Raw genomic sequence first — 24,269 nt, 5'->3', positions numbered from 1 at the left:
TCCGACAGAGGTGATGCCATGACGCGCCGCTTCGCCACCCTCGACGTGTTCACCACGCAGCCGCTCGCCGGGAACCCGCTGGCGGTGGTCCTCGATTCCGAAGGCCTCGACGGGGCGGCGATGCAGGCCATCGCCCGAGAGTTCAACCTGTCGGAGACGGTGTTCGTGCTGCCGCCGGCCGAGCCCCGCCACCGGGCGCGGCTGCGCATCTTCACCCCCGCCCGGGAACTGCCCTTCGCCGGTCATCCCACCGTCGGCACGGCGGTGCTCCTTGCCCTGCAGGATCCACCCGGCGCCGACGCCCGCGCCTTCGGCCTGGAGGAGGGGATCGGCGTCGTGCCCTGCGTCGTCGAGACCCTGCCCGACGGCACGGGCGGGCGCGCCCGGTTCAAGCTGCCCGCCCTGCCCGAATATCTCGGGCCGGGGCCGGAGCCGGAGGAGCTGGCCGCCCGCCTCGGCCTGGAGCCGGGGGAGATCGGCTTCGGCCGCCACCGCCCGAGCCGGCACGGGACGGGGCCGCGCTTCACCTGCGTGCCGGTCGCCTCGGCCGCGCGCCTCGATGCGGTGCGCCCCGCCGCCGCGCCGGAGGAGGGCGACGGGCTCTATCTCTACGCCCCCGACCCGGAGGGGATGGGCCTCGCCTTCCGCACGCGGATGTTCGCCCCCCGGATGGGCGTGCCGGAGGACCCCGCCACCGGCTCGGCAGCAGCGGCCTTCGCCGGGGTGCTGATGCAGTTCGAGGCGCTGGGCGACGGCGTCCACGACATCGCCATCGCCCAGGGGCAGGCGATGGGCCGCCCGAGCACCATCGCCCTGCAGGTCGACATCGCGGCGGGCGCCCTGCGCTCGGTGGAGATCGGCGGCGCGGCGGTCCTCGTGTCGGAGGGTACCTTGCGTGCCTGAGGCTTTGCGGACCACGCGGCTGCGGGGGATCGAGGGCCGCCTCGTGCCCTACGCATGGCCCTGGGCGCGGGACAACGCGGACAAGATCGCCGCCCATTGGGAGCGGCGCCGCGCGGCGCGGCCCGCCATGTTCGACGGCATCGTCCTCCTGTCCTGCGCCTGCACCGTCGAGGGCGGGATTGCCCGGGTGGACCTGTTCGAGGCGCGGTTCTCGCAATTCGTGGCATATCGCGACGGCGGGGCCTTCGACGCCACGGTCGCCAACGCCTTCGCGGCCATCGTGCCCTGGAGCGCGGACGGGGCGGTGCTGGTGGGCGAGATGGGCGCACACACCGCCAATGCCGGCCAGCTCTACTTCCCCTGCGGCACCCCCGACCGGGACGACCTGCGGGGCGAGACGGTCGATCTCGCGGGCAGCGCGGAGCGGGAATTCGCCGAGGAGACCGGCCTGTCGGTGCCCGAGGGCGGCGCCGAAGAGTGGATCCTCCTCGAAGGCGAGGGGCAGCTCGCCTTCCTGCGCCCCGTGCGCTTCCCCGAGACGGCCGACATCCTCCTGGCCAGGGCCGAGGCCCACCGGAGGGCGGAGGCCGATCCGGAACTCGCCGCGCTGCGCCTCCTCCAAGGACCCGCCGACGTCGACCCGCAGCGGATGCCGGGCTTCGTGCGGGCCTATCTGGCGCAGGCGTTCGGCTAGATCGGCGCCGCACCAAATTTTCGCCGAGCGGGGGGAGCTTCGCCGTGTCCGGCACGTTCCCGCACTGCCCCCGCCGCGACGTGGCGGGCCGAGCACCGGAGACCCCATGTCCGATTCCCCTCGTTCGACGTTCCAGGCCCGTGCGGCCCGCTCGCGCATCCTGGAGGGTCTGCCCTATCCGCTCGGTGCCACCTGGGACGGGCTGGGGGTGAACTTCGCCGTGTTCTCGGCCTACGCCACCAAGGTCGAACTGTGCCTGTTCGACGACCAGGGCGAGCGCGAGATCGAGCGGATCGAACTGCCGGAATACACGGACGAGATCTGGCACGGCTATCTGCCCGACGCCCGGCCCGGCACCATCTACGGCTTCCGCGTCCACGGCCCCTACGAGCCCACCGCCGGGCACCGGTTCAACCCGAACAAGCTCCTCATCGACCCCTACGCCAAGGGTCTCGTCGGCTCCATCACGTGGAACCCGGCCCTGTTCGGCTACAAGATGGAAACCGGCGACGACACCACCTTCGATGACCGCGATTCCGCCGCGTATACCCGCCGCTCGCGGGTGATCGACCCCGCCTTCACCTGGGGCCGCCACCAGAAGCCGAACGTGCCGTGGGAGCGGACCATCGTCTACGAGGCCCACGTGAAGGGCCTCACCAAGCTCCACCCGAAGGTGCCGGAGAAGCTGCGCGGCACCTATGCCGGCCTCGGCACGCCGGAAGTGCTCGACTACATCAAGAGCCTCGGCGTCACGTCGGTGGAATTGCTGCCGGTTCACTCCTTCGTGCAGGACGATTACCTGCAGGAAAAGAACCTCGTAAACTATTGGGGCTACAACACCATCTCGTTCTTCACCCCCGCCCGGCGCTACGCGGCGGTGCCGGACTTCGCCTTCTCCGAGTTCAAGGAGATGGTCTCCCGCCTGCACGGGGCGGGCCTCGAGGTGATCCTCGACGTGGTCTACAACCACACGGCCGAGGGCAACGAGAAGGGGCCGACCCTCTCGTTCAAGGGCATCGACAACGCCTCGTACTACCGGCTGCTGCCGAACGAGAAGCGCTACTACATCAACGACACCGGCACCGGGAACACGTTCAACCTCTCGCATCCGCGGGTGCTGCAGCTCGTCACCGATTCGCTGCGCTACTGGGCGACGGAGATGCGGGTCGACGGCTTCCGCTTCGACCTCGCCACGATCCTCGGCCGCGAGCCCTACGGCTTCGACGAGGGCGGCGGCTTCCTCGACACCTGCCGCCAGGACCCGGTGCTGAACTCGGTGAAGCTCATCGCGGAGCCGTGGGATTGCGGGCCGGGCGGCTATCAGGTCGGCGGCTTCCCGCCGGGCTGGGCCGAGTGGAACGACCGGTTCCGCGACGACGTGCGCGGCTACTGGAAGGGCGACGGCGGCCTGCTGCCGGACATGGCGGCGCGGGTCAGCGGCTCGGCGGACAAGTTCGACAAGCGCGGCCGCAAGCCCTGGGCGAGCGTGAACTTCCTCACGGCGCACGACGGCTTCACCCTGCACGACACGGTCGCCTACAACGACAAGCACAATGAGGCCAATGGCGAGAACAACCGCGACGGGCACTCGCACAACCTCTCCTACAATTACGGGGTCGAGGGCCCGACGGAGGATCAGGGCATCCGCGCGGTGCGGCTGCGCCAGATGCGCAACATGCTGGCGACGCTGTTCTTCTCGCGGGGCACGCCGATGTTGCTGGCCGGCGACGAGTTCGCCCGCACGCAGAACGGCAACAACAACGCCTATTGCCAGGACAACGAGATTTCCTGGCTGGACTGGGACGCCATCGGCGAGGAGGAGCGGGATCTCGCGGAGTTCACGCAGCGCCTGATCATCCTGCGCAACGCCCTGCCGATCCTCAACCGCGGCCGGTTCCTGACCGGGCGCTACGACGAGGAGTTCGGCGTCCAGGACGTGACGTGGCTGCGCCCGGACGGGGGCGAGATGGCCCCGGAGAACTGGACGGACGGGGAGGCCCGCGCCTTCGCCGTGCGCCTCGACGGCCGCGCCCAGGCGACCGGCCTGCACCGGAAGGGCGGCGACGCGACGCTGCTCCTCCTGTTCAACGCCTACCACGACCTCGTGACCTTCAACCTGCCGGAGACGGTGGGCGGCGAGGCCTGGACGCGGCTCCTCGACACGAACCTGCCCGACAGCCAGGACGCGGAGAGCTTCGGCTTCGCGCAGCCCTACGAGGTGACGGGCCGCTCGATGCTGATGTTCGTGCTGAAGCCCGAGGACACGCCGGGCGACGCGCCGACGGAGATGGAGCGCTCGTACCAGCACGTGATGCAGGCCTTCGAGCGGGCCAATGTCGAGCAGGTGCGCTTCCACCTCGCCGAGAACGAGTGACGGGAACGACGATCGGGACGGGGGGCGAGATTTCCTCCCGTCCCGCCTTGCGTGACTCCCCTCGCGCAGGATACAGGACGCCCTCCGCGCGGCCGATCCGCGCCCGGCCCCGCGCCGGGCGCCTGGCCCCGGACCGGAGGGGTGGCCGAGTGGTTGAAGGCGCACGCCTGGAAAGTGTGTATACGGGAAACCGTATCGCGGGTTCGAATCCCGCTCCCTCCGCCAGCGCTCGATTTTAAGCCCGAACAATCGGCGTCGGCCCGAGCCGAGCGTCAGCCTCCCGCGCCAGACGTTCGGACGTTGCTCCAAGTTCGTCTGAAGCAGGCAATATTATCAATTGCCTTGTCCGGGTGGCGGCGAAGTCCGAACACGAATGCGGTGCGGCAGATCCTTCCGCTGCTCATCTGTCGATCTGTGACGACCCCACTTCATCGAATTCTGATTTGGCGGCCCCTGTGGGATCCGCGCCGGTCTTTCGCATCGCAAAAACGAATTGTTGCGACATGCGCTTGACGCTGATCTGTCATGCGATATCGTTGGTATACCACATACAAGAACCGACGGGTGAGTCTGTCGTCGTATGGGGTCTGTCGTCCGCCGTGTTCCGGACGGAGTAAAGACTTGTGCACTCGATCGATGCTGCTTCGGCCGGCGGTATCGATGCGCTCTATGCTTGTGATTACGCCAAACTTGCATCGCACACGCTGATACCATTCGTCAGAATCATCAAAAAACAGAATCTAACGCTGCGGACTGCGCTCCAGTCACTCAGCAGGGAGGTTATCCGATGCCACAACCAACTGAGGCAGTCCCCCAACGGGTCAGCGACGGGTTCCGCTGGATGCAGCTCGTCCTCGGCGTCGTCTGCATGGTCATGATCGCCAACCTGCAGTACGGCTGGACCTTCTTCGTCCCCGAGATCCAGAAGACGTTCGGCTTCGATCGCGCCGCGATCCAGTGGGCCTTCACCCTGTTCGTGCTGTTCGAGACCTGGCTCGTGCCGGTCGAGGGCTGGTTCGTGGACAAGTACGGCCCCAAGGTCGTCGTCCTGTTCGGTGGCGCCCTCTGCGGCATCGGCTGGGTGATCAATGCCTATGCCGGGACGCTCGGGATGTTCTATCTCGGCCAGATCGTCGCCGGCATCGGCGCGGGCGCGGTCTACGGAACCTGCGTCGGCAACGCGCTGAAATGGTTTCCCGACAAGCGCGGCCTCGCCTCGGGCATCACCGCCGCGGGCTTCGGCGCCGGCTCTGCCCTCACCGTCGCGCCGATCCAGTGGATGATCGCCGACAAGGGCTTCCAGGCCGCGTTCTTCTACTTCGGCATCGGCCAGGGCCTGATCGTGGCCGCGCTGGCCTTCTTCCTGCTCTCCCCGAAGAGCGGGCAAGTCCCGGAGGCGGCGACCAACACCGCCGTCATCCAGACGCGGCGCAACTACACGCCGAGCGAAGTCGTCCGCCAGCCGATCTTCTGGCTCATGTACTTCATGTTCGTCATCGTGGGCGCCGGCGGCCTGATGATCACCGCCAACCTGAAGCCGATCGCCGCCGACATCCATGTCGACAAGGTGCCGGTGACGCTGTTCGGCGTGACGATGGTGGCGATCACCTTCGCCGCCACGATCGACCGCGTGCTCAACGGCCTGACGCGGCCGTTCTTCGGCTGGGTCTCGGACCGGATCGGGCGCGAGAACACGATGTTCATCGCCTTCGCGATGGAAGGGTTCGGCATCTACATGCTCTACCTCTGGGGCAGCGATCCCCTGTGGTTCGTGCTCCTGTCGGGCTTCGTGTTCTTCGCCTGGGGCGAGATCTACTCGCTGTTCCCCTCGACCTGCACCGACACGTTCGGCTCGAAGTTCGCCGCCACGAATGCCGGCCTGCTCTACACGGCCAAGGGGACGGCCGCCCTGCTCGTGCCCTTCGCCAACTACCTGCAGCAGAGCTCCGGCAACTGGGACGGCGTGTTTCTGGCGGCGGCCGGGGCCAACATCCTCGCCTCGGTCCTGGCGATCGCGGTGCTCAAGCCCTGGCGCAAGCGCGTCGTGGCGGAGGCGCAGCTCCCCGCCACGATCACCCCCCTGAACCGGGTCGCGACGGCCTGACCCGAGGGGTTCACCCCTCGCTGCACGAAGGGGAGGGTCCGGATTGGCGTCCGGGCCCTTTTCCTTGCCTTGACACCCCGTCCGAGGGAGGACCGACCCATGCTGCCGCCCGTCCAGATCACCGACCTGCTGGGGCTCGGCTGTCTGATCCTCGCCCTCGCGGTGGCCGGCCTCGCGGGCGTCGGCGCGGGGAGGCGTCTGACGGAGGATTCGCGCGAGTATCTCGCGGGCGGTGCGCTGCTGGTCGCGATCCTCGGCCTCGTCTTCGTGTTCGCCGAATAGGGAGCGCGTCCGGCGAGGTGCCATCGCGCTCTTGCGGGCCGTCCCCACCGCCGGGGGACGCCCCAAACCAGGATTGTTCCGGCGCCGCGAGACGTCCTGTCCAAGGGGGCAAGATGCGGATGGTGGAATGGTGGGCAAGAGGCGTGTGCGTGGCGTGAGACGTCCGGGGCACCGGGCAGGGCGGGGAACCAGGGGCCTTCTGGCGGGTGCGGCGGGGTTGCTGAGCCTGCCCGCGCAGGCGGCGGAACTGCCCGACCGGCGGGGGGCACCGGCCTTCGAAAGCGTGCGGATCTGCTCGACCTACGGCGTCGCCTTCTTCTACATTCCCGGCACGGATACCTGCCTGCGCCTCTCGGGCCGGGCGCGCTTCGAATACGCCTACCAGCCCTCCTTCAGCCGCAGCGGCAACAATGCCGGCGCCACGCCGGGGGATTACAGCGGCTACCAAGCCCGCGCCCGCATCAACCTCGATGCCCGGACCCAGACGGACTACGGCACCCTGCGCTCCTTCCTGCGCCTCGATACCGGGAGCCGCACCGGCTTCGCCACCATGCATGCCGGGGCGCTGAACCGGATCGGCGGAGCCTTCGCCGCCACCGGCCTCGACCAGATCGGGCGGGTCCAGCAGCAATTCACCGTCGACAAGGCCTTCGTGCAGTTCGCCGGGGTCACCGCCGGCCGCGCCTCGTCGTTCTTCGACTTCTACGCGCACGATTTCGAGTTCATCGTCGCCACGATGGGCTCCGACATCCCCTCGACCAACCTCGCCGCCTACACGGCGACGCTGGGCAAGGGCCTGTCCGCGACGCTCTCGGTGGAGGATCCCTCCTTCCGCCATACGCCGGTCTATTCGGCCCAGAACGCGGTGCCCCGGTCGGTGGTCGATTCCGGGGCCCAGGTCTTCGGGCCGGCGAACCCGGTCACGCCGATCTTCGTCGGGTTCGACGCCGCCGGCCGCCCGACCGGCCTCGGCTTCGTGGACACGGTCCAGCGCAACCGCATGCCCGATGTGGTCGGCGTGCTGCGCTACGACCAACCCTGGGGTTCGGCGCAGGTCTCGGGCGCCCTGCACGAGGTCAATCACGGCCAGATGGACAGCTTTTCCTTCACGGGCACGAATCTCGGCTCGCCCGTCACGCTCGGGAACAACCAGGCGCCGCGCGGCCCGGCCTCGGCCCTCGGCTTCGCGGTGCAGGGCGGCCTGAAGGTCAACCTGCCCTTCATCGCGGCCGGCGATACCCTCTACCTGCAGGGCGCCTACGGGGAGGGCGCCGCGCTCTATACGGGGCTGCCGGCCTATAACGGGCCCTGGGCGCAGGCGGCCACGGCGGTCCAGGGGGCGGCCTTCTCGCAGTTCTTCAACGACGGCGTGATCAACCCCTTCACCAACCGCCTCGAACTGACGTCGAGCGTCTCCTTCACCGCCGCGATGCTGCATTACTGGACGCCCTCGGTGCGCTCGGCCCTCTTCGGCTCCTACGGCGCCATGACCTTCGCCCGGGGCGCCCGCGAGGCGCAGGGCGCGTTCTTCAGCCTCACCAACACGGGGCCGGGCACCCCCGGCACCCGGTTCTTCGACCTGAGCCAGGTGCTGCGCGACAGCTACCGCTTCGTCGTCGGCGCCAACCTGATCTGGTCGCCGGTCAAGGAGTTCGATATCGGGCTCGAAGCGATCTACACCCGCTATGGGCCGCAGAAGGGCCGCATCCTCGACCTCGGCCGGTTCCCCAACCAGAACCCTGCCTTCGTCAACAATGCCGCCAACCCGGTGGCGACCGCGAGCCAGGTCGATGCGATCCAGGTGCGGGCGCGGGTGCAGCGGGACTTCTAGGGCCGCCCACGGCCGGCGCCGATCGCGAGCGCCGGCCGAACGGCGCCACTAACGCCGTTTTCCGACATGACAAGTCCCCGCTCGCGATCAATTGCTGACCTGAGTTATATTGCGTCAACATCGCGCAGCATAGGCGATGATGAGACTAGCGCCGGTGATGATCGTTTAACGTCCAGCCTCTACAACTCGTCTGATAAGAATTGTGGTGGTGGGGACGTTCGGGTGCGCCTCTTCGAAACAGACCTTCGCGCCCTGATGGCGGCGCTCGACAGGTCGCGGGCCCGGATCGAGTTCACGCCCGACGGGACCATCCAGACCGCCAACGCCAACTTCCTCGGCCTGATGGGCTACACCCTGGCGGAGGTGGCGGGGCGGCATCACAGCCTGTTCGTGCCGCCGGCCGAGCACGCGAGCGAGAGCTACCGCGCCTTCTGGGACGCACTGCGCCGGGGCGCATCGCAGACGCGCGAGTTCCGGCGCATCACCAAGGACGGGCGGGCGGTCTGGATCCAGGCGACCTACAACCCCGTGCTCGACAGGGCCGGGCGGGTCGTCCGCGTGGTCAAGTTCGCCTCCGACGTCACGGACCAAGTCCTGCGCGCCATCGACCACGACGGCCAGCTCGACGCCCTGCACCGCTCCCAGGCGGTCATCGAGTTCGCCCTCGACGGCACGATCCTGACCGCCAACGCCAACTTCCTCGCCGCGGTCGGCTACCGGCTCGACGAGATCCAGGGGCGTCACCACAGCCTGTTCGTGGATCCCGCCGAGCAGGCGAGCGCGGCGTATCGCGGCTTCTGGGACCGACTCGGCCGGGGCGAGTTCGCCTCCGGCGAGTTCCGGCGCATCGCCAAGGGCCGGCGGGAGATCTGGATCCAGGCGACCTACAACCCGATCTGCGACCGCGACGGGGTGCCGATGAAGGTGGTGAAGTTCGCCACCGACATCACCGAGCAGAAGCTGCGCACCGCCGACGCCACCGGCCAGCTCGCCGCCGTGCACCGCTCCCAGGCGGTGATCGAGTTCGCCCCCGACGCCACGGTGCTCGACGCCAACGCCAACTTCCTCGGGACGGTCGGCTACACGATCGAGGAGGTGCGGGGGCGCGCGCACGCGATGTTCGTGGAGCCCGGCTACGCGCAATCCGCCGATTACGCCGCCTTCTGGGACCGGCTGCGCGGGGGCGCCTTCGCCGCCGGCCTGTTCCAGCGCGTCGCCAAGGGCGGCCGCGCGATCTGGATCCAGGCGAGCTACAACCCGATCTTCGATCCGGCCGGGCGGCTGACCAAGATCGTGAAATACGCCACCGACGTCACCGCCAACATGGCGGCGCGCTCGACGGCCATCGACGCGGCCGAGGGGACCCTGGCGCATGTCCAGGCCATCACCGGCGCGGCCGAGCACATGAACGTCGCCGCGCACGCCATCTCGGACAGCATGGCCCGGTCGAAGGAGGTCGTGGACGACATCCAGGGCCGGGCGGGCGAGGCCGACCGGGCGACCGAGCGGCTCACGGCGGCGGCGGGCGCGATGGGTGACGTCGCGACGATGATCGCGGGCATCGCCCAGCAGATCAATCTGCTGGCGCTGAACGCCACCATCGAGGCGGCGCGGGCGGGGGAGGCGGGCCGGGGCTTCGCCGTCGTCGCCACCGAGGTGAAGGCCCTGGCCGGGCAGGCCGCCGCCGCCACCGCCCGGATCGGCGGCGAGGTGGTGGGGATGCAGGCGGTCTCGGCCGAGGTGGCGGCGACGCTCGCCTCGATCACCGCCGCGATCGGCACGATCAGCGCCCATGTCGATGGGGTGAAGGCCTCGATGGACGACCAGTCGCGCGCCACGGGGAACATCCTCGCCAGCATGCGGCAGGCGGCGGAGGGCGTCTCCACCATCGGCACCAGCCTGGACGATTGGACGGAGGGCATGGAGGAGCGCCGCTCGGAGCGCCGCACCCGCATCCTCCTGCCGGCCCATATCCACGCGGCGGGGCAGGAGCCGCTCGCCTGCTCGATCCGCGACCTGACCCAGGGCGGCGCCCGGCTGCACGTGCCCGCGCAGGGCCGGGTGCCCGAGCGGTTCGACCTCGTCATCGACACGGATGGGCGCCGGTTCGCCTGCGCGACGCGGCACCGCGCGGCCTCGACGGTGAACGTGCAGTTCCTCGATCCGGCGCGGGCGATCGCCGCAGCCGCGTGACTTCGGCCACGCCCCCGCACCGGGGGCTCGGCCTCAGAGGCGAAGGCCCCGGGCGAGGCGCTGCTGCGCCGTCCGGATGTCGAGGGCGCGGCCCGCCTCGTCGATGATGCGGATGGTCTGGTAGCCCTGCTCCGCCCAGCGCATGGCCAGGACCACCGCGCTCGAAGGCTGCACCCGGGTTTCCGAGCGGGGTTGGGCATTCCGCTCGGCGCGGATCGTATAGGGCATGGCGACGCTCCTCGAATCGCACACCCGCGCTTTTACCAATCGTCGCGCTGAAGATCTATGATCGATATATCATTTGTACGATACTATCGTGCAAAACCAAAATGCGATCCAAACTTGCCGTTACCGTCGGCGATACTGGGCGAAGTCCTCACGCGTGCCGGCGCATCAGCGGCTCGCGCATCGTGGCGGCGCGGCGCTGGCGCTCCACCGGGCGCTCGCCGGGATGGCGGACATGCTCCAGGCGGATCTGGTCGATCAGCATCGGCCGGGCGAAGTAATAGCCCTGCGCGCAGCGGATCTGGGTGGCGGCGAGGAGGTAGGCGACCTCCTCGTGGGTCTCGACGCCCTCGGCCACGACCGACATGCCGAGCGCCATCCCGAGGGACTCGATCGCCTTGAGCACGATCTGGCTGCGCGGGCGCTGGTGGATGTCGGTGATGAAGGAGCGGTCGATCTTCAGTTCGTCCGCCGTGATCTCGGCCAGCGCGGCCAGCGAGGAATAGCCCACCCCGAAATCGTCGATGGAGACGCGGGCGCCGATGGCGCGGATGCGCGGCAGCACCTCCCGCTGGAACCGGCCCTTGGTGAAGAATGCCTCCTCGGTCAGTTCGAGGATGAAGCGCGGGGCGAGGCCGGTCTGGCCGAGGGATTCGCAGAAGGCCGTCATGAACGGCACGTCGCAGGCTTGCTTCGCCGCGATGTTGAGGCTCACCGTGATCTCGTCCCCGAACATGTCGTCGAGGTCGGGGATGGCGCGCACCGTCTCGGCGAGCACCTGCAGGGTGATCTCGTTGATGAGCCCGAGTTCGATGGCGAGGCCGACGAAATCCCCCGGCGCCTGGATCACGCCGAGTTCGTCGCGCCAGCGCAGCAGCACCTCCACGCCCTTCACGGCATGGGTGCGCATGTCGACCTTGGGCTGGAAGGCGCAGCAGAAGCAGCGGTCGCGGATGGCGAGGCGCAGGCGCTGCTCCACCGCCATGCGGGCGGTGGCCGCTTGGCTCATCGCCTCCTCGAAGACGCTGACGCCGCCCTTCACGCTGCCCTTCACGCGGTACATGGCGCTGTCGGCCTGCCGCCGCAGGGTCTCGTAGGCGGTGCCGTGGTCGGGGAAGAGGCTCAGGCCCATGGAGGCCGAGGCGAAGATCTCGTGGCCGTCGATGAAGAAGGGCTGCTTCAGCCGCTCCGAGATCTCGGAGACGCAGGCGAGCGTCGCGTCGCGGTCGAGGACCGGGTTGAGCAGCAGCACGAACTCGTCGCCGCCGAGGCGGGCGAGCATGTCGCTCGGGCGCAGGGAGCCCCGGATCCGCTCCGCCACCTTGCGCAGCAGCGTGTCGCCGGCGGCGTGGCTGTAATAGTCGTTGATGTGCTTGAAGTTGTCGAGGTCGATGAAGGCCAGGGCGAAGCGGTCCGAGCGCTGCGCCCCGGCGATCAGTTCCTCGATGCTCTGCTCGAACATCAGCCGGTTCGGCAGGCCGGTGAGCGCGTCGATATAGGCCCGGCCGATCAGGTCGCGCTGGATGCGGTGGTGCTGGGTGACGTCGAGGAGGGTGGTGAGGGTGAAATCCTCGCTGTCCACGGAAAGGGGGCGCGCCTGCGCCTCCACGACCCGGTCGCCGACCTCGGCCACCGCGCGGCCGGCGGCCGGGGGGCCGTCGGGGGCGGGCAGGTCGAGGGTCGCCTCGGGGTCGAGGTGCCGCGCGGCGGCGTTCGCCAGGATGCAATGGCCCTGCGCGTCGTGCACGACCATCCCCACGGGCAGCGCCTGGATGGCGGACTCGAGGAGATGACGGCGGTGGCTGGGATGGGCCGACTCGGTCACGCTCACTCCTGCTGCCACAGCGACCGGACGAGGCGGCTGCCGGCCTCCGCCGGGCCGGGGACGGCGTCGCCGGCCTCCAGCGGGCGGCGCAGCAGCCGGCGGTGGGCTTGGTCCAGGGCGGGGGCGTTACCCTGCTCCGGGCCGGCCTCGCGGGCGAGCCGCGCGGCGACCGAGCCCTCGCCGTCGAGGCCGGAGGGCTTGCTCATGGTCGCGGCGCGCCAGCGCTCTACCACCGCGCCGACGAAGGGGCCGCCGGCCTGCGCCCGCCCTTCCTCCGGCATCCGCCCGCTCACGTCGTTGCGCGGCTGGCGCCCCGGGGGCAGCTGGCTGAAGGTCATGCGCGCGGGCACCGGCACGCCCTCGCCGAAGGCGATCACCTCGCCCGTCCCGAGGGAGGGCACGAAGGCGAGGAGGTTCACCGCGTCCGAGACGGCGGCGGCCAGGAAGGCCTGGTCGCGCTCGTTCGTCATGCGCATGGCGAACAGGGTGCTGCACTGGGAGATGATCGCCGGGTCGAGTTCGGCCGGGCGCTGGGTGACGAGGCCGAGGAAGACCCCGTGCTTGCGGCCCTCGCGGGCGATCCGCGACAGGGCGCGGCGGGTGGGGGTGAAGCCGACGGAGCGGTCCGCCGAGGCGTAGCGGTGGGCCTCCTCGCAGACGAGGAGCAGCGGCACCGCGCCCTCGCTCCAGATCCCGAACTCGAAGGCGAGGCGGCAGAGGACGCAGACCACCGCGTCGACCACCTCGGTCGGCAGGCCGGCGAGCTGCATGATGGTCATCGGCCGCCCGTCCGGCTCCAGCCGGAACAGGTGGGCCAGGAGTTCGCCCATCATGTCGCCGCCGACATTGGCGTTCTCGAACATGAAGCCGTAGCGGGGATCGTTGCGGATCGTCTCGATCCGCGAGATCAGCCGGTGATAGTGCATCCGCGAGGCGCGGTTCTCCAGGCGGCCCATCCGCTCGTCGATGAGCAGCGTCAGATCCTGGAGGGTGTAGGGGACCGGCGTGTCCACGGTGAAGCCGGCGTTCTTGTTGAGGCCCCGCTTCACGATCTGCCGGTCGGCGGCCTCCTTGTACTGGAGGTATTTGGTCTTCGCGAGCGGGATCACCTCGGCGAGGATCTCGATCTCCTCGTCGACCGGCGGACGGCCGCCATAGATCACGTCGGTGATCTCTTCGAGGTTGAACAGCCAGAACGGCAGTTTGAGGTTGCGCGGGGTGACGATGTTCGCCCGGTCCCCGAAGCACGAGGCGTATTCGTTGTGCACGTCGAGGAGGAAGACGCGCACGCTCTCGTGCACGCTCATCACCCGGTCGAGGATCACCGCGACGCCGCTCGACTTGCCGACCCCGGTCGCCCCCAGCACGGCGAAGTGCTTGGACAGGAGGTCGTTGACCCGGATGCTCGCCGGGGTCTCGGGGTCCATGTAGAGGGTCCCGACCGGCACGTTGTCGCCGCCGGACACCTGATAGACCGCGCGCACGTCGGCGCGCGGCAGAAGCTCGACCTCGTCGCCGATGGCCGGGTAGCGGGCCACGCCCCGGCGGAACCGCTTCTCCCCGCCCTCGGTGAGGATTTCGCCCAGGAGGTCGAGGCCCGCGAAGGCCGACAGCCCGCCGCCGGGCTCGCTGCGCGAGGTGAGGGCGGTGATGATGCCGACGAGGATCGCGCCCCCGGCCTGGACGCGCACGAACCGTCCGACCGTGACCCGGTGGCTCGGCCGGCCGGCCTGCGATTCGAGGGCGAGGTTGACCTTCAGCCCGTCGATGGACGCCACCGTCCCGATCCGCGCCGCCGACTCGGCCTCGTCGGAGATGCCTGCCGTGCTGAACATCCGAAAAACCCCTGGCCGGCGTGTGGCCTGCGCGAGAGCGACACCGGGGAGCACGGCCACGCCGCTTCCCGCCGGACACAATGCCCGGTTGTTGTTGACAATTCCTATACAGCGCCGCCGCGCAATCTCATTAACACGGTCTGAATTGTGCCGAGAGCATTCTCGGCGTCGGTTTTAGGCTTGGCATCATATGTCATCTTTGTTGATTATTTCGCGAGGTCTATCAAAGTAACTCAAGCAATGAGAGCGGCATTGCTTGTGCCGACGCCGCACATCGCCCATAAGGAGGGAGGATGATCGCGGCACGTCGACAGGGGGCCTTCGGCGCCCCAGGAGCGTCTGGCGGGTGGTGGCAGGCCGCCGCCCGGATGATCGCGCTCGTCCTCGCCCTGGCCCTCGCGGTGCCGGCGGCCGGGCTCGCGGAGGATCTGGCCTTCCACGGGCACCATGACGGGGCCGGACTCGCCCTCGGACAGGCCGGCGCCGTCGCGGAGGCTGCGCATCAGGCGGCCGATCCCGGCCTCGTCTGCCATGCCCATTGCGGCTGCCACGTGAGCGCGACCCCCTGTGAGGCGGGCCTCGCCCCGCCCGCCGCCTCGCCGCGCCCGCGCTACGCCCGCACCCACGTGACGGCCTCCTCGGTCGTCCCCGACAGGCTCCCCCGGCCCCCCCGCGCCTGAGGCGACGCGGACCCGCGCGGGTCCGATCCGTCCCCTGACCGCAACCGATCGCGCGAGGCCCCGAGGCCCGCGATCCCGGCCGAGCCTGTTCCATGCGCATCCTTCCGAGCGCGGCCCTCGTGGCCGCCGGCCTCCTCGCGGGCGCCGCCATCCCCCTGTTCCTCGGCCCGGCCGGGGATTCCCCGCCGGCCCCGACCCCGGCCGCCCACACGCAGGAGCACGATCACGATCACGGCCCGGCGGAGGCGGGCGAAGGGCTCGTCAGGATGACGCCGGAGCAGATCCGCGATCAGGAGATCGCGGTGGCGCCGGTGCGCGGCGGGATCCTGTCCCGCCACGTTCTCGTGCCCGGCACGGTCACGCCCGACGCCGACCGCATCGCCCGCGTCCCGGCGCGGGTGGTCGGCACGGTCTCGCAGATGCGCAAGCGCCTGGGCGACGAGGTCGCCAAGGGCGACGTGGTGGCGATCCTCGACAGCCGCGAGGTCGCCGACGCCAAGAGCGACTACCTGACGGCCCTCGTCCAGTCGGAATTGCAGAAGGCCAACTTCGAGCGCCAGGAGAAGCTGCTCGCCTCCCGCGCCGTCTCCGAGGCCGCGTGGCAGAACGCCCGCGCCCTGTTCCAGGAGAACCAGCTGCGCCTGGACCTCGCCCGGCAGAAGCTCTCGGCGCTCGGCCTCAACGCCGCCGAGGTCGCCGCCGCGCAGAAGCGGGACGAGGCGACCCCCAACGCCTCGACCCTGCGCCAGTACGAGCTGCGCGCGCCGCTCGGCGGGCGGATCGTGGAGCGCAAGGTCGATGTCGGCACGGCGGTGGGCAAGGAGGGCGACCCGGCCGACCTCTACACCGTGGCCGACCTGTCGAGCGTCTGGATCGACCTCGCGGTCTCGACCGCCGACCTCCCGGACGTGCGCGACGGCGCCCCCGTGGCGGTGCGGCGGGGGCAGGGGGCCGAGGCCCCGGTCGGCCGGGGCCGGGTGATCTTCGTGAGCCCGCTCCTCAACACCGAAACCCGCTCGGCGCGGGTCGTCGTGGCGCTGCCGAACGCGGACATGGCGTGGCGCCCCGGCACCTACGTCACCGCCGAGATCGGGATCGCGGAGGATGCCGTCGCCGTGCGCCTGCCGAAGCCGGCGCTCCAGACGATCGAGGGCAAGCGCGTGGTCTTCGTGCGGGTGCCCGACGGCTTCGCCAAGCGCGAGGTCGAACTCGGCCGCGCCGACGACGATGCGGTGGAGGTCGTCTCCGGCCTGTCGCCGGGGGAGGAGGTCGTCGTCGGCAACAGCTTCCTCCTCAAGGCCGAGCTCGGGAAGAGCGAAGCCGAGCACGGCCACTGAGGAGACCGGACATGATCGACCGCATCCTCGACTTTGCCGTCCAGCGCCGCTGGCTGGTGCTGCTCCTCACCCTGCTCGCCGCCGGCTTCGGGCTCTCCGCGGCGACGCGCCTGCCCATCGACGCGGTGCCGGACATCACCAACAATCAGGTGCAGATCAACACGATCGCCCCCTCGCTCTCGCCGGTCGATATCGAGAAGCAGGTCACCTACCCGATCGAGGCCGCCCTCGCCGGCATCAAGGGGCTCGACTACACCCGCTCGCTCTCGCGCAACGGCTTCTCGCAGGTCACGGCGGTCTTCGCGGAAAAGCTCGACACCTACTTCGCCCGGCAGCAGGTGGCCGAACGCCTCGCGCAGGTGGCGCGGGACCTTCCCCCCGGCGCGCAAGCCGCCATGGGGCCGATCTCCACCGGCCTCGGGGAGATCGTGATGTGGTCCGTGCGCTTCGCGGACGCCAACGCGCGCCGGCCCGCCGCCGCCGGCAAGCCCGGCTGGCAGGAGGATGGCAGCTACCGCACCCCCGAGGGCCAGCGCCTGACCGGCGACCTCGAACGGAAGGCGTATCTGCGCACCGTGCAGGATTGGATCGTCCGGCCGCAGATCAGGACCGTGCCGGGGGTGGCGGGGGTCGACAGCATCGGCGGGTTCGAGAAGCAGTACCACGTCCAGCCCGACCCGACTGTGCTCGCCTCGCTGGACCTGTCCTTCGCGGACGTGGCGCGGGCGCTGGAGGCGAACAACGCCAACCAGGGCGCCCGCTACCTGGAGGACAACGGCGAGAGCTACGTGGTGCGCGCCGCCGGCCGGCTGGAGGGCATGGCCGACATCGGCAACGTGGTCGTGGCCACCCGCGGCGGCGTGCCGGTGCGGATCTCGGACGTGGCGAGCGTGCGCATCGGGCGCGACCTGCGCACCGGCTCCGGCAGCGAGGACGGCGCCGAGGCGGTGATCGGCACCGCGCTCATGCTCATCGGCGAGAACAGCCGCACGGTGGCCGAGGCCGTCACGGCGCGGATGGACGCGATCCGCCGCTCCCTGCCCCCCGGCATCGAGATCCGCATCGTCCTCGACCGCACACAGCTCGTGGAGGCCACGGTGCGGACGGTGGGCAGGAACCTCTCCGAGGGGGCGCTCCTCGTCGTCGTGATCCTGTTCCTGCTGCTCGGCAACATCCGCGCGGCCCTGGTGACGGCCCTCGTCATCCCCGTCGCCATGCTGATGACGATGACCGGGATGGTCGAGGCGAAGATCTCGGCGAACCTCATGAGCCTCGGCGCCCTCGATTTCGGGCTGATCGTCGATGGCGCCGTGATCATCAGCGAGAACGCCCTGCGCCACGTCGCGGAGCGCCAGCACGCCCTCGGGCGGCCCCTCGCCCTGGAGGAACGGCTGACCACCGTGCGGGATTCGGCTCGCGAGATGATCGCCCCCTCCCTCTACGGGCAGGCGATCATCATCCTCGTCTACGTCCCGCTCCTCACCTTCACCGGGGTGGAGGGCAAGATGTTCGAGCCGATGGCGCTCACCGTCATCATCGCGCTGGCCTGCGCCTTCGTCCTGTCCCTGACCTTCGTGCCCGCGCTCCTCGCCATCGTCCTCACCGGACGGGTGAGCGAAACGGACAACGCCCTGGTCCGGGGGATGAAGGCCGCCTACCGGCCGGTCCTCGACGCCGCGATCCGGGCGCCCTTCGCCTTCGCCGTTTTCGCCCTGGCGCTCCTCGCAGGCGCGGGCCTCCTCGCGACCCGGCTCGGCACCGAGTTCATCCCGCAACTCGACGAGGAGGCCATCGCGCTGAACGCCACCCGCATCCCCTCGACCTCCCTCACCCAGTCGCAGGCGATGCAGTTGAAGGTCGAGAAGGCGGTCCTGGCCTTCCCCGAGGTCGCGACGGTCTTCTCCAAGACCGGCACGGCCGAGGTCGCCTCCGATCCGATGCCGCCGAACTCCTCGGACACCTTCGTCATCCTGAAGCCGCGCGGGCAGTGGCCGGACCCGGCCCTGCCCAAGGCGGACCTGCAGGCGCGGATCGAGACGGCGGTCGGGCAACTCGCGGGCAACGTCTACGAGTTCTCGCAGCCGATCCAGCTCCGCTTCAACGAGTTGCTCGCGGGCACCCGCGGCGACCTCGCGGTGAAGGTGTTCGGCGACGAGTTCGAGCCCCTGCTCGCCACGGCCAACCGCATCGCCGGGATCCTGCGCGGCATCGCGGGCGCCGAGGACGTGAAGGTCGAGCAGATCGAGGGCCTGCCCATCCTCGACATCACGATCGATAAGGCCGAGGCCGCCCGCTACGGCCTCAGCACTGGGGCGATCCAGGACGTGATCGGCGCCGCCATCGGCGGACGCGAGGCGGGGGTGGTGTTCGAGGGCGACCGCCGCTTCCCCATCGTCATGCGCCTCACCGACCGGGTCCGCGAGGACCGCGAGACGCTGGAGAACATCCCCGTGCCGCTGCCGCCCGGCGCCGGGGGGAGGGCGGGCTCGATCCTTCTCAAGCAGGTCGCGTCCTTCTCCGTCACCGAGGGGCCGAACCAGATCAGCCGCGAGAACGGCCGCCGCCGGGTGGTGGTGACGGCCAACGTGCGCGGGCGGGACATCGGCTCGGTGGTGGCCGAGGCGCAATCTCAGGTGGGACAGGCGGTGTCTCTGCCGGCGGGCTCCTCGCTGACCTGGGGCGGGCAGTTCGAGAACCTCGCCTCGGCCAAGCGCCGGCTCGCGGCGGTCGTCCCGGCCTGCTTCCTCTTGATCCTCCTGCTCCTCGGTTCGGCGCTCGGCTCGGTCCGTGACGCGCTCCTCGTGTTCAGCGCCGTGCCCCTGGCGCTGACCGGGGGCATCCTCGCCCTGTGGCTGCGGGACATGCCGGTCTCGGTGCCGGCGGCGGTGGGCTTCATCGCCCTCTCCGGCGTCGCGGTCCTGAACGGCCTCGTGATGATCAGCGCCATCCGCAGTCTCGCCGCCGGGGGGCTTCCCCTGCGCGAGGCGATCCGCGAGGGCGCCGCGACCCGGTTGCGGCCGGTGGCCATGACGGCGCTCGTCGCCTCCCTCGGCTTCGTGCCGATGGCGCTCGCCACCGGGACCGGGGCCGAGATCCAGCGCCCCCTCGCCACGGTGGTGATCGGCGGGCTGATCAGCGCGACGCTCCTCACCCTCGTGGTCCTGCCGGGCCTCTATGCCCGGTTCGGCCGGCCCCCCGGCGGCGGCCCGGCGAGCCGACCTGTTCTTGTCGAACCGAGTCGATCACTTGGCCGTGAGCCCAACGCGAAGAGATCGGCGACAGACGAGCAGCAACGGCGTCCTATCGAAGGGGATAAAGTCGCAGGAGACCGCAATTCGCAAGTTTTCTCTAACCCCCGGTGAGCAACCTGTGGTGAGGAGCGGGCGGCATTCGGCCGAGCCCATTAGGAACGATGCGCGCGAACCGGGCTGCAGAGACGGGGGCTTCCGACGAGGCGGCGGGGGCTTCGGCACCCGCCACGCCGCGCCGGCTGCTGGCCGCCCTCGCCCTCGTGGTCGTCGGCGGCATGTGGATCTACACCGCCTGGACGATCCACGACCTGCGCCGGCAGGCCTGGGACAGCGCCCGCCACGACGCCCTCGGCCTGCTCGGCACCAGCGAGCGGGCGATCGCGCGCGACATCGAACTCTACGACCTGTCGCTGATGACTGTGTCGAGCCGCCTGAACCTGCCGGCCCTCGACGGGGCCTCGCCGGAACTGCGCCACCTCGGCCTGTTCGACCGGGTGTCGCAGGCGCGGGGCTACGGCTCGATCCTCGTCCTCGATGAGAAGGGCCAGGCCTTCCTCGATTCGGGCTCCCTCGTCCCGCGCCGCCTCGACGGGTCCGACCGGCTCTATTTCACGATCCACCGGGACGCGCCGGAGACCGGCCTGTTCATCGGCCGCCCGTGGCGCACGCGGCTGAGCGGGCGGGACATGATCCCCCTGAGCCGCCGCTTCGCCTACGCGGACGGCAGCTTCGCCGGCGTCATCGTAGGCGCGATCGAGCTGGCCTATTTCCGGGAAGTCCTCGACCGCCTGAAGGGCAGCCGCGACTTCACCGTCACCCTCGACTTCACGGACGGAAGCGAGGTGATGAACACCGGGCAGGCCGCCGCCGCCGACGCGCCGGGCCTGCGGGAGGCGCGGCAGGTCGCCCCCTGGCCGCTGCGCCTGTCGGTGTTCCTGCCGGCCTCGGCCATCGACCGGGCCTGGAAGCCGCAGACCCGCATCGTCCTGGCGTTGGCCCTGCTCCTGAGCCTCGGCATCCTCGGCGTCGTCGGGCTGCTGCACCGGGAGTTCAGCCGCCGGGAGCGCGCGGAGCGGCAGGCCCTGGCCGCGCGGGCCGAACTCGAACGCCTCGCCGCCACCGACGCCCTGACCGGCCTGTGGAACCGGCGGCATTTCGAGGTGAGCGTCACCCGCTGCGCCGAGCCCGCTGAGCGGGCGCGCTGGGCGCTGCTCAGCATCGACGCCGACCATTTCAAGGGCTTCAACGACCGCTACGGCCACCCGGCCGGCGACCGGGCGCTGAAGCAGGTCGCCGCCGTGCTGTGCGGGCGCGCGGCGCAGGCCGGCGGCAGCGCCTTCCGGGTCGGGGGCGAGGAATTCGCCCTCCTCGTCCGTTGCGAGCCCGGCGAGGCCGCGATGCTGGCGGAGTCGGTGCGCGCGGGCGTCGCCGCCCTGGGCCTGCCCCATGCCGACCATCCGCGCGGCATCCTCACCCTCAGCGTCGGCATGGCCCATGGCGCGCTCGCCCCCGCGGCGAGCCTGCAGGGCTGGATCGACGCCGCCGACGCGGCCCTCTACGCCGCCAAGCGGCAGGGGCGGGACCGCGTCTGCCATGCCGGGGCGCAGGAAAGCCACACCCCGCCGCGCCTCTCGGCGGCCGGCTGAGGCTCAGCCGTCCATGTGGCGCAGGTGGAGGTAGGTGGGGTCGAACTCGCCGGCCTTGGCGAGGGCGTCCCAATCGTGGATCGTCAGGCGCCCGCCCCCGAGGGTGATGAGGCCGCTCTCGCGCAGCTCCTTCAGGATCCGGTTCACATGGACCGAGGTGATGCCGAGCGCGTCGCCGAGTTCGTACTGCGTGAGGGGCAGGCCGCAGGAATTGTCGGCCGCGAGGCCGACCATCTCCAGGCGGATCATCAATTCGCAGAACAGGTGGGCCATGCGCGGGTAGGATTCCCGCCGGCCGTTGTTGAGCATCCATTCGCGAGCGAGCGAGCCCTCGATCAGCGTCGTGCGCCAGAACGCGTCGCCGAGGCGGGGCTCGGCGGCAAACAGCGCGCGCAGGGCCTCGTGCTGCACGAAGCCGATGCGCAGCGGCGCCACGGCGCAGATGCTGAAATCGAGCACCTCCAGATGCAGGCTCTGGAAATCCGGCACGTCGCCGGGGACGTGGTAGGCCGTCACCTGCCGCCGCCCGTCCTCGGTGGTCTTGTAGGTCGCCGCGATCCCGCTCAACACCGCGAAGCACCGGTTCGGCCGGTCGTGCTCCACCACGATGTCCTGCCCGGTCTCGTACTCCGCCACGTGCAGCGGCAACCCGACCAGCGCCGCCCGCTCGGATTTCGACAGGTCGAACAGCGCCACGCTCTCGATCTTGCGGACGAAGGGATTGGTGTCCGCCTGGATCGTCTCTGCCATCGCTGACCCCCCCCTTCGTGCCGGCAGCGATTATAGGGCATTCGCCCGGCCCTTCCGCCCCCTTTCGCGGGGGCTGCGGGACCTTTCGGGTCCGGTCGAGGTCGGCGGCCCCGGCAGCCCCTCATCGCGACGGGATCGATCCCTCCCAAGGCCATCCGGGATCGCCCGACGTTCACCCGATCGCTCTCACAAATGGATAGTTATAGATTCTCACGTTTGCGCGATAGATTGATCGTGAAAGGATCATCCTCACCTCTCCCCTTGCGATATCGGAGAATGGTGCAAGCGAGCTTTAATTAATTCAAACTACATTGCCCAAGATCATTTCGGCGCGGGCGCAATGTTCAGGCGATTTCGTTTCCATCACCCGCTGACCGCCATCCTCGTGCGGCGCGCCGAGACACTGCCGGCCACGCGGCAGGTGTCGGAACTGCGCAAGCAGATCCCGACCCTCTACGGATTGCTCTGCGTCAATTCCTGGACGCTCGCCGCCACGCACCTGCGCGTCGCGCCGGCCCTCCTGACCCTGGTCTTCCCCACGCTCGTCGTCTTCATCTGCGTCGCCCGCGCGGCGACGTGGTGGCGGATCCGGCCGGAGACGCTGACCGAGGCGCAGGCGATCCGGCAACTGAACGTCACGAGTACCCTCACGGCCATCCTCTCGGCGGTGTTCGTGGGCTGGGCGGTGGCCCTGCGCGACTACGGCGGCCCCTACGAGCAGTGCCACGTGGCGATCTTCATCAGCGTCACGATCATCGCCTGCACCTTCTGCCTGACGCACCTGCCGGCCGCCGCCTACATCAGCACCGGCACGGTGCTCGCCGTGTTCCTCGTCTGCTGCCTCCTCAGCGGAAACGAGGTCTTCCTGGCGGTCGCCGTCGACACCGCCTTCGTGACGGCGGTGATGGTGCGCATCCTGACCAGCAACTACCGGGATTTCGTGGACCTCGTCGCCTCGAAGGCCGAGGCGAGCCGGCTCTCCGACGAGAATGCCCGCCTCGCCCACACCGACAGCCTCACCGGCTTGCCGAACCGGCGCTACTTCTTCCAGCACCTCGAAGACCTGGCCCGGACCTGCGCCGCCGAGGACAGGCGCTTCGCCCTGGCGATCTTCGACCTCGACCAGTTCAAGCCGATCAACGACACCTACGGCCACACGGTGGGCGACCGGGTGCTGGCCGAGACCGGGCGGCGCCTCGCCGCCTTCGCGGGACCCGGCGTGACCCTCGCCCGCCTCGGCGGCGACGAGTTCGGCGTCCTCATCCGCGATCCGGCGGCACCCGCGACGGTGATCGCGTTCTGCGACCGGATCTGCGCGGCCTTGCAGGAGCCGATCCGGCTGGCGGAGATCCGGGTGGTGGCCGGATGCTCCTGCGGCCTCGCCAAGTTCCCGAGCGCCGGCCGCGAGGCGGCGGCCCTGTTCGACCGCGCCGATTACGCGCTCTACCATTCCAAGTTGCACCGCCGGGGCCGGACGACCCTGTTCTCGCAGGTCCACGAGGACGCGATCCGCGCCGAGCGGGCGGTGGAGACCGCCCTGCGCACCGCCGACCTGCCCGCCGAGATGCGGATGCACTACCAGCCGATCCTCGACACCGAGACCGGGGCGATCACCCTGGTGGAGGCCCTGGCGCGCTGGACGAGCCCCGTCCTCGGGCAGGTCCCGCCGGACCGCTTCGTGGCCGCCGCCGAGCGCAGCGGCATGATCCACGCCGTCACGCTCCTGCTGCTGCGCAAGGCGCTCGCCGACGCCGCCCGCCTGCCTCACCGGGTCGGCCTGTCCTTCAACCTCTCCGCGCACGACCTCGCTGCCCCCGAGACGGTGGACGCGATCATCGCCGCCGTGCGCGAGAGCCGCCTCGACCCCCGGCGGCTCACCCTCGAACTCACCGAGACCGCGCTGATGCGCGACTTCGAGCAGGCCAAGACCGCGATCGTCGCCCTGCGGGCCCTGGGCATCAAGATCGCCCTCGACGATTTCGGGACCGGCTATTCGAGCCTCGGCTACGTCCACCGCCTGCCCCTCGACAAGATCAAGATCGACCGCAGCTTCATGGCCGCCGCCGACACCGAGGTCGGCGGGAGCGTGATCGCCACGATCCTCAGCCTGTGCCGCAACCTCGGCCTCGACGGGATCGCGGAGGGGATCGAGACGGAGGACCAGCGCGAGGCCGCCCGCCGCCACGGCTGCCGCTACATCCAGGGCTACCTCGTCGGCCGCCCGATGCCGATCGGCGACCTCCTCGCCCGCCTCGCCGAGGACCGGTCCGGCGGCGAGCCCCTGCGCCTCTCCGCCTGACGGGACCGCCCGCGCCCGCCCGTGGCGCATCGACCGCCCG

Annotated in this window: 15 protein-coding genes, 1 tRNA gene and 1 pseudogene; 13 read left to right on the top strand and 4 right to left on the bottom strand. The window is 70.2% G+C overall.

Annotated elements, in window-relative coordinates; all coding sequences use genetic code 11:
• Positions 1-18: 18 nt before the first annotated feature.
• The 8 genes from AAHF99_RS21200 to AAHF99_RS21165 all read left to right on the top strand — a co-directional run bounded on the left by AAHF99_RS21200 (position 19) and on the right by AAHF99_RS21165 (position 10,381).
• Positions 19-903: a PhzF family phenazine biosynthesis protein gene (locus AAHF99_RS21200; protein WP_342166449.1), complete on the top strand. Its 885-nt coding sequence runs from the start codon at positions 19-21 to the stop codon at positions 901-903.
• A complete protein-coding gene (locus tag AAHF99_RS21195; protein ID WP_342166448.1) occupies positions 896-1,597 on the top strand; it encodes an NUDIX hydrolase in 702 nt (233 codons plus the stop codon). The genes AAHF99_RS21200 and AAHF99_RS21195 overlap by 8 nt, the downstream gene beginning before the upstream one ends.
• A 106-nt stretch (positions 1,598-1,703) precedes the next feature.
• Positions 1,704-3,971, top strand: coding sequence for a glycogen debranching protein GlgX (glgX, locus tag AAHF99_RS21190; protein WP_342166447.1), 2,268 nt, complete (start codon positions 1,704-1,706; stop codon positions 3,969-3,971).
• 135 nt (positions 3,972-4,106) lie between these two features.
• A tRNA-Ser gene (locus AAHF99_RS21185) sits at positions 4,107-4,196 on the top strand.
• 562 nt (positions 4,197-4,758) lie between these two features.
• Positions 4,759-6,075 carry an oxalate/formate MFS antiporter gene (oxlT, locus tag AAHF99_RS21180; RefSeq protein WP_342166446.1) on the top strand — a complete coding sequence of 439 codons (1,317 nt, stop codon included), beginning with the start codon at positions 4,759-4,761 and terminating at the stop codon, positions 6,073-6,075.
• 99 nt (positions 6,076-6,174) lie between these two features.
• Positions 6,175-6,357, top strand: a complete 183-nt coding sequence (locus tag AAHF99_RS21175; protein WP_342166445.1) for a hypothetical protein — start codon at positions 6,175-6,177, stop codon at positions 6,355-6,357.
• Positions 6,358-6,484: 127 nt separating this feature from the next.
• Positions 6,485-8,188, top strand: coding sequence for a porin (locus AAHF99_RS21170; protein ID WP_412759925.1), 1,704 nt, complete (start codon positions 6,485-6,487; stop codon positions 8,186-8,188).
• Between the two features lie 255 nt (positions 8,189-8,443).
• Entirely contained in the window at positions 8,444-10,381 is a 1,938-nt protein-coding gene (locus tag AAHF99_RS21165; protein ID WP_412759926.1) for a methyl-accepting chemotaxis protein, read from the top strand.
• 33 nt (positions 10,382-10,414) lie between these two features.
• Here the strand turns inward: AAHF99_RS21165 and AAHF99_RS21160 are convergent, their stop codons facing one another.
• From AAHF99_RS21160 to AAHF99_RS21150, 3 genes are all read right to left on the bottom strand, one after another.
• Entirely contained in the window at positions 10,415-10,609 is a 195-nt protein-coding gene (locus AAHF99_RS21160; protein ID WP_342166442.1) for a hypothetical protein, read from the bottom strand.
• A 148-nt stretch (positions 10,610-10,757) separates the two neighbouring features.
• Complete coding sequence (locus AAHF99_RS21155; protein WP_342166441.1) at positions 10,758-12,431, bottom strand: putative bifunctional diguanylate cyclase/phosphodiesterase; 1,674 nt, start codon at positions 12,429-12,431, stop codon at positions 10,758-10,760.
• A 2-nt stretch (positions 12,432-12,433) separates the two neighbouring features.
• Positions 12,434-14,266 carry an ATP-binding protein gene (locus AAHF99_RS21150; protein WP_342166440.1) on the bottom strand — a complete coding sequence of 611 codons (1,833 nt, stop codon included), beginning with the start codon at positions 14,264-14,266 and terminating at the stop codon, positions 12,434-12,436.
• 293 nt (positions 14,267-14,559) lie between these two features.
• On the opposite strand from AAHF99_RS21150, the gene AAHF99_RS21145 reads away from it, so the two are divergent.
• The 4 genes and pseudogenes from AAHF99_RS21145 (at position 14,560) to AAHF99_RS21130 (ending at position 21,180) form a co-directional block, all read left to right on the top strand.
• The gene (locus AAHF99_RS21145; protein ID WP_342166439.1) at positions 14,560-14,946 is read left to right on the top strand and encodes a hypothetical protein; all 387 of its coding nucleotides are present in this window, start codon (positions 14,560-14,562) and stop codon (positions 14,944-14,946) included.
• 92 nt (positions 14,947-15,038) lie between these two features.
• A complete protein-coding gene (locus AAHF99_RS21140; RefSeq protein WP_342166438.1) occupies positions 15,039-16,283 on the top strand; it encodes an efflux RND transporter periplasmic adaptor subunit in 1,245 nt (414 codons plus the stop codon).
• Positions 16,284-16,294: 11 nt separating this feature from the next.
• A pseudogene (locus AAHF99_RS21135) lies at positions 16,295-19,474 on the top strand (efflux RND transporter permease subunit); the annotation flags it as partial.
• A 221-nt stretch (positions 19,475-19,695) separates the two neighbouring features.
• A complete protein-coding gene (locus AAHF99_RS21130; RefSeq protein ID WP_342166437.1) occupies positions 19,696-21,180 on the top strand; it encodes a sensor domain-containing diguanylate cyclase in 1,485 nt (494 codons plus the stop codon).
• A 3-nt stretch (positions 21,181-21,183) separates the two neighbouring features.
• On the opposite strand, the gene AAHF99_RS21125 is transcribed toward AAHF99_RS21130, so the two are convergent.
• Entirely contained in the window at positions 21,184-21,930 is a 747-nt protein-coding gene (locus tag AAHF99_RS21125; protein ID WP_342166436.1) for a Crp/Fnr family transcriptional regulator, read from the bottom strand.
• A gap of 340 nt (positions 21,931-22,270) precedes the next feature.
• Here AAHF99_RS21125 and AAHF99_RS21120 point away from each other — a divergent pair, with 340 nt between their 5' ends.
• Positions 22,271-24,229 carry a putative bifunctional diguanylate cyclase/phosphodiesterase gene (locus AAHF99_RS21120; protein ID WP_342166435.1) on the top strand — a complete coding sequence of 653 codons (1,959 nt, stop codon included), beginning with the start codon at positions 22,271-22,273 and terminating at the stop codon, positions 24,227-24,229.
• Positions 24,230-24,269: the final 40 nt, after the last annotated feature.

The sequence above is a fragment of the Methylobacterium litchii genome, assembly GCF_038442315.1.
In the GTDB taxonomy this organism is placed as follows: domain Bacteria; phylum Pseudomonadota; class Alphaproteobacteria; order Rhizobiales; family Beijerinckiaceae; genus Methylobacterium; species Methylobacterium litchii.
Note: the sequence above shows the minus strand (reverse complement) of the source record. Positions and strands in the feature narration are given on the sequence as shown.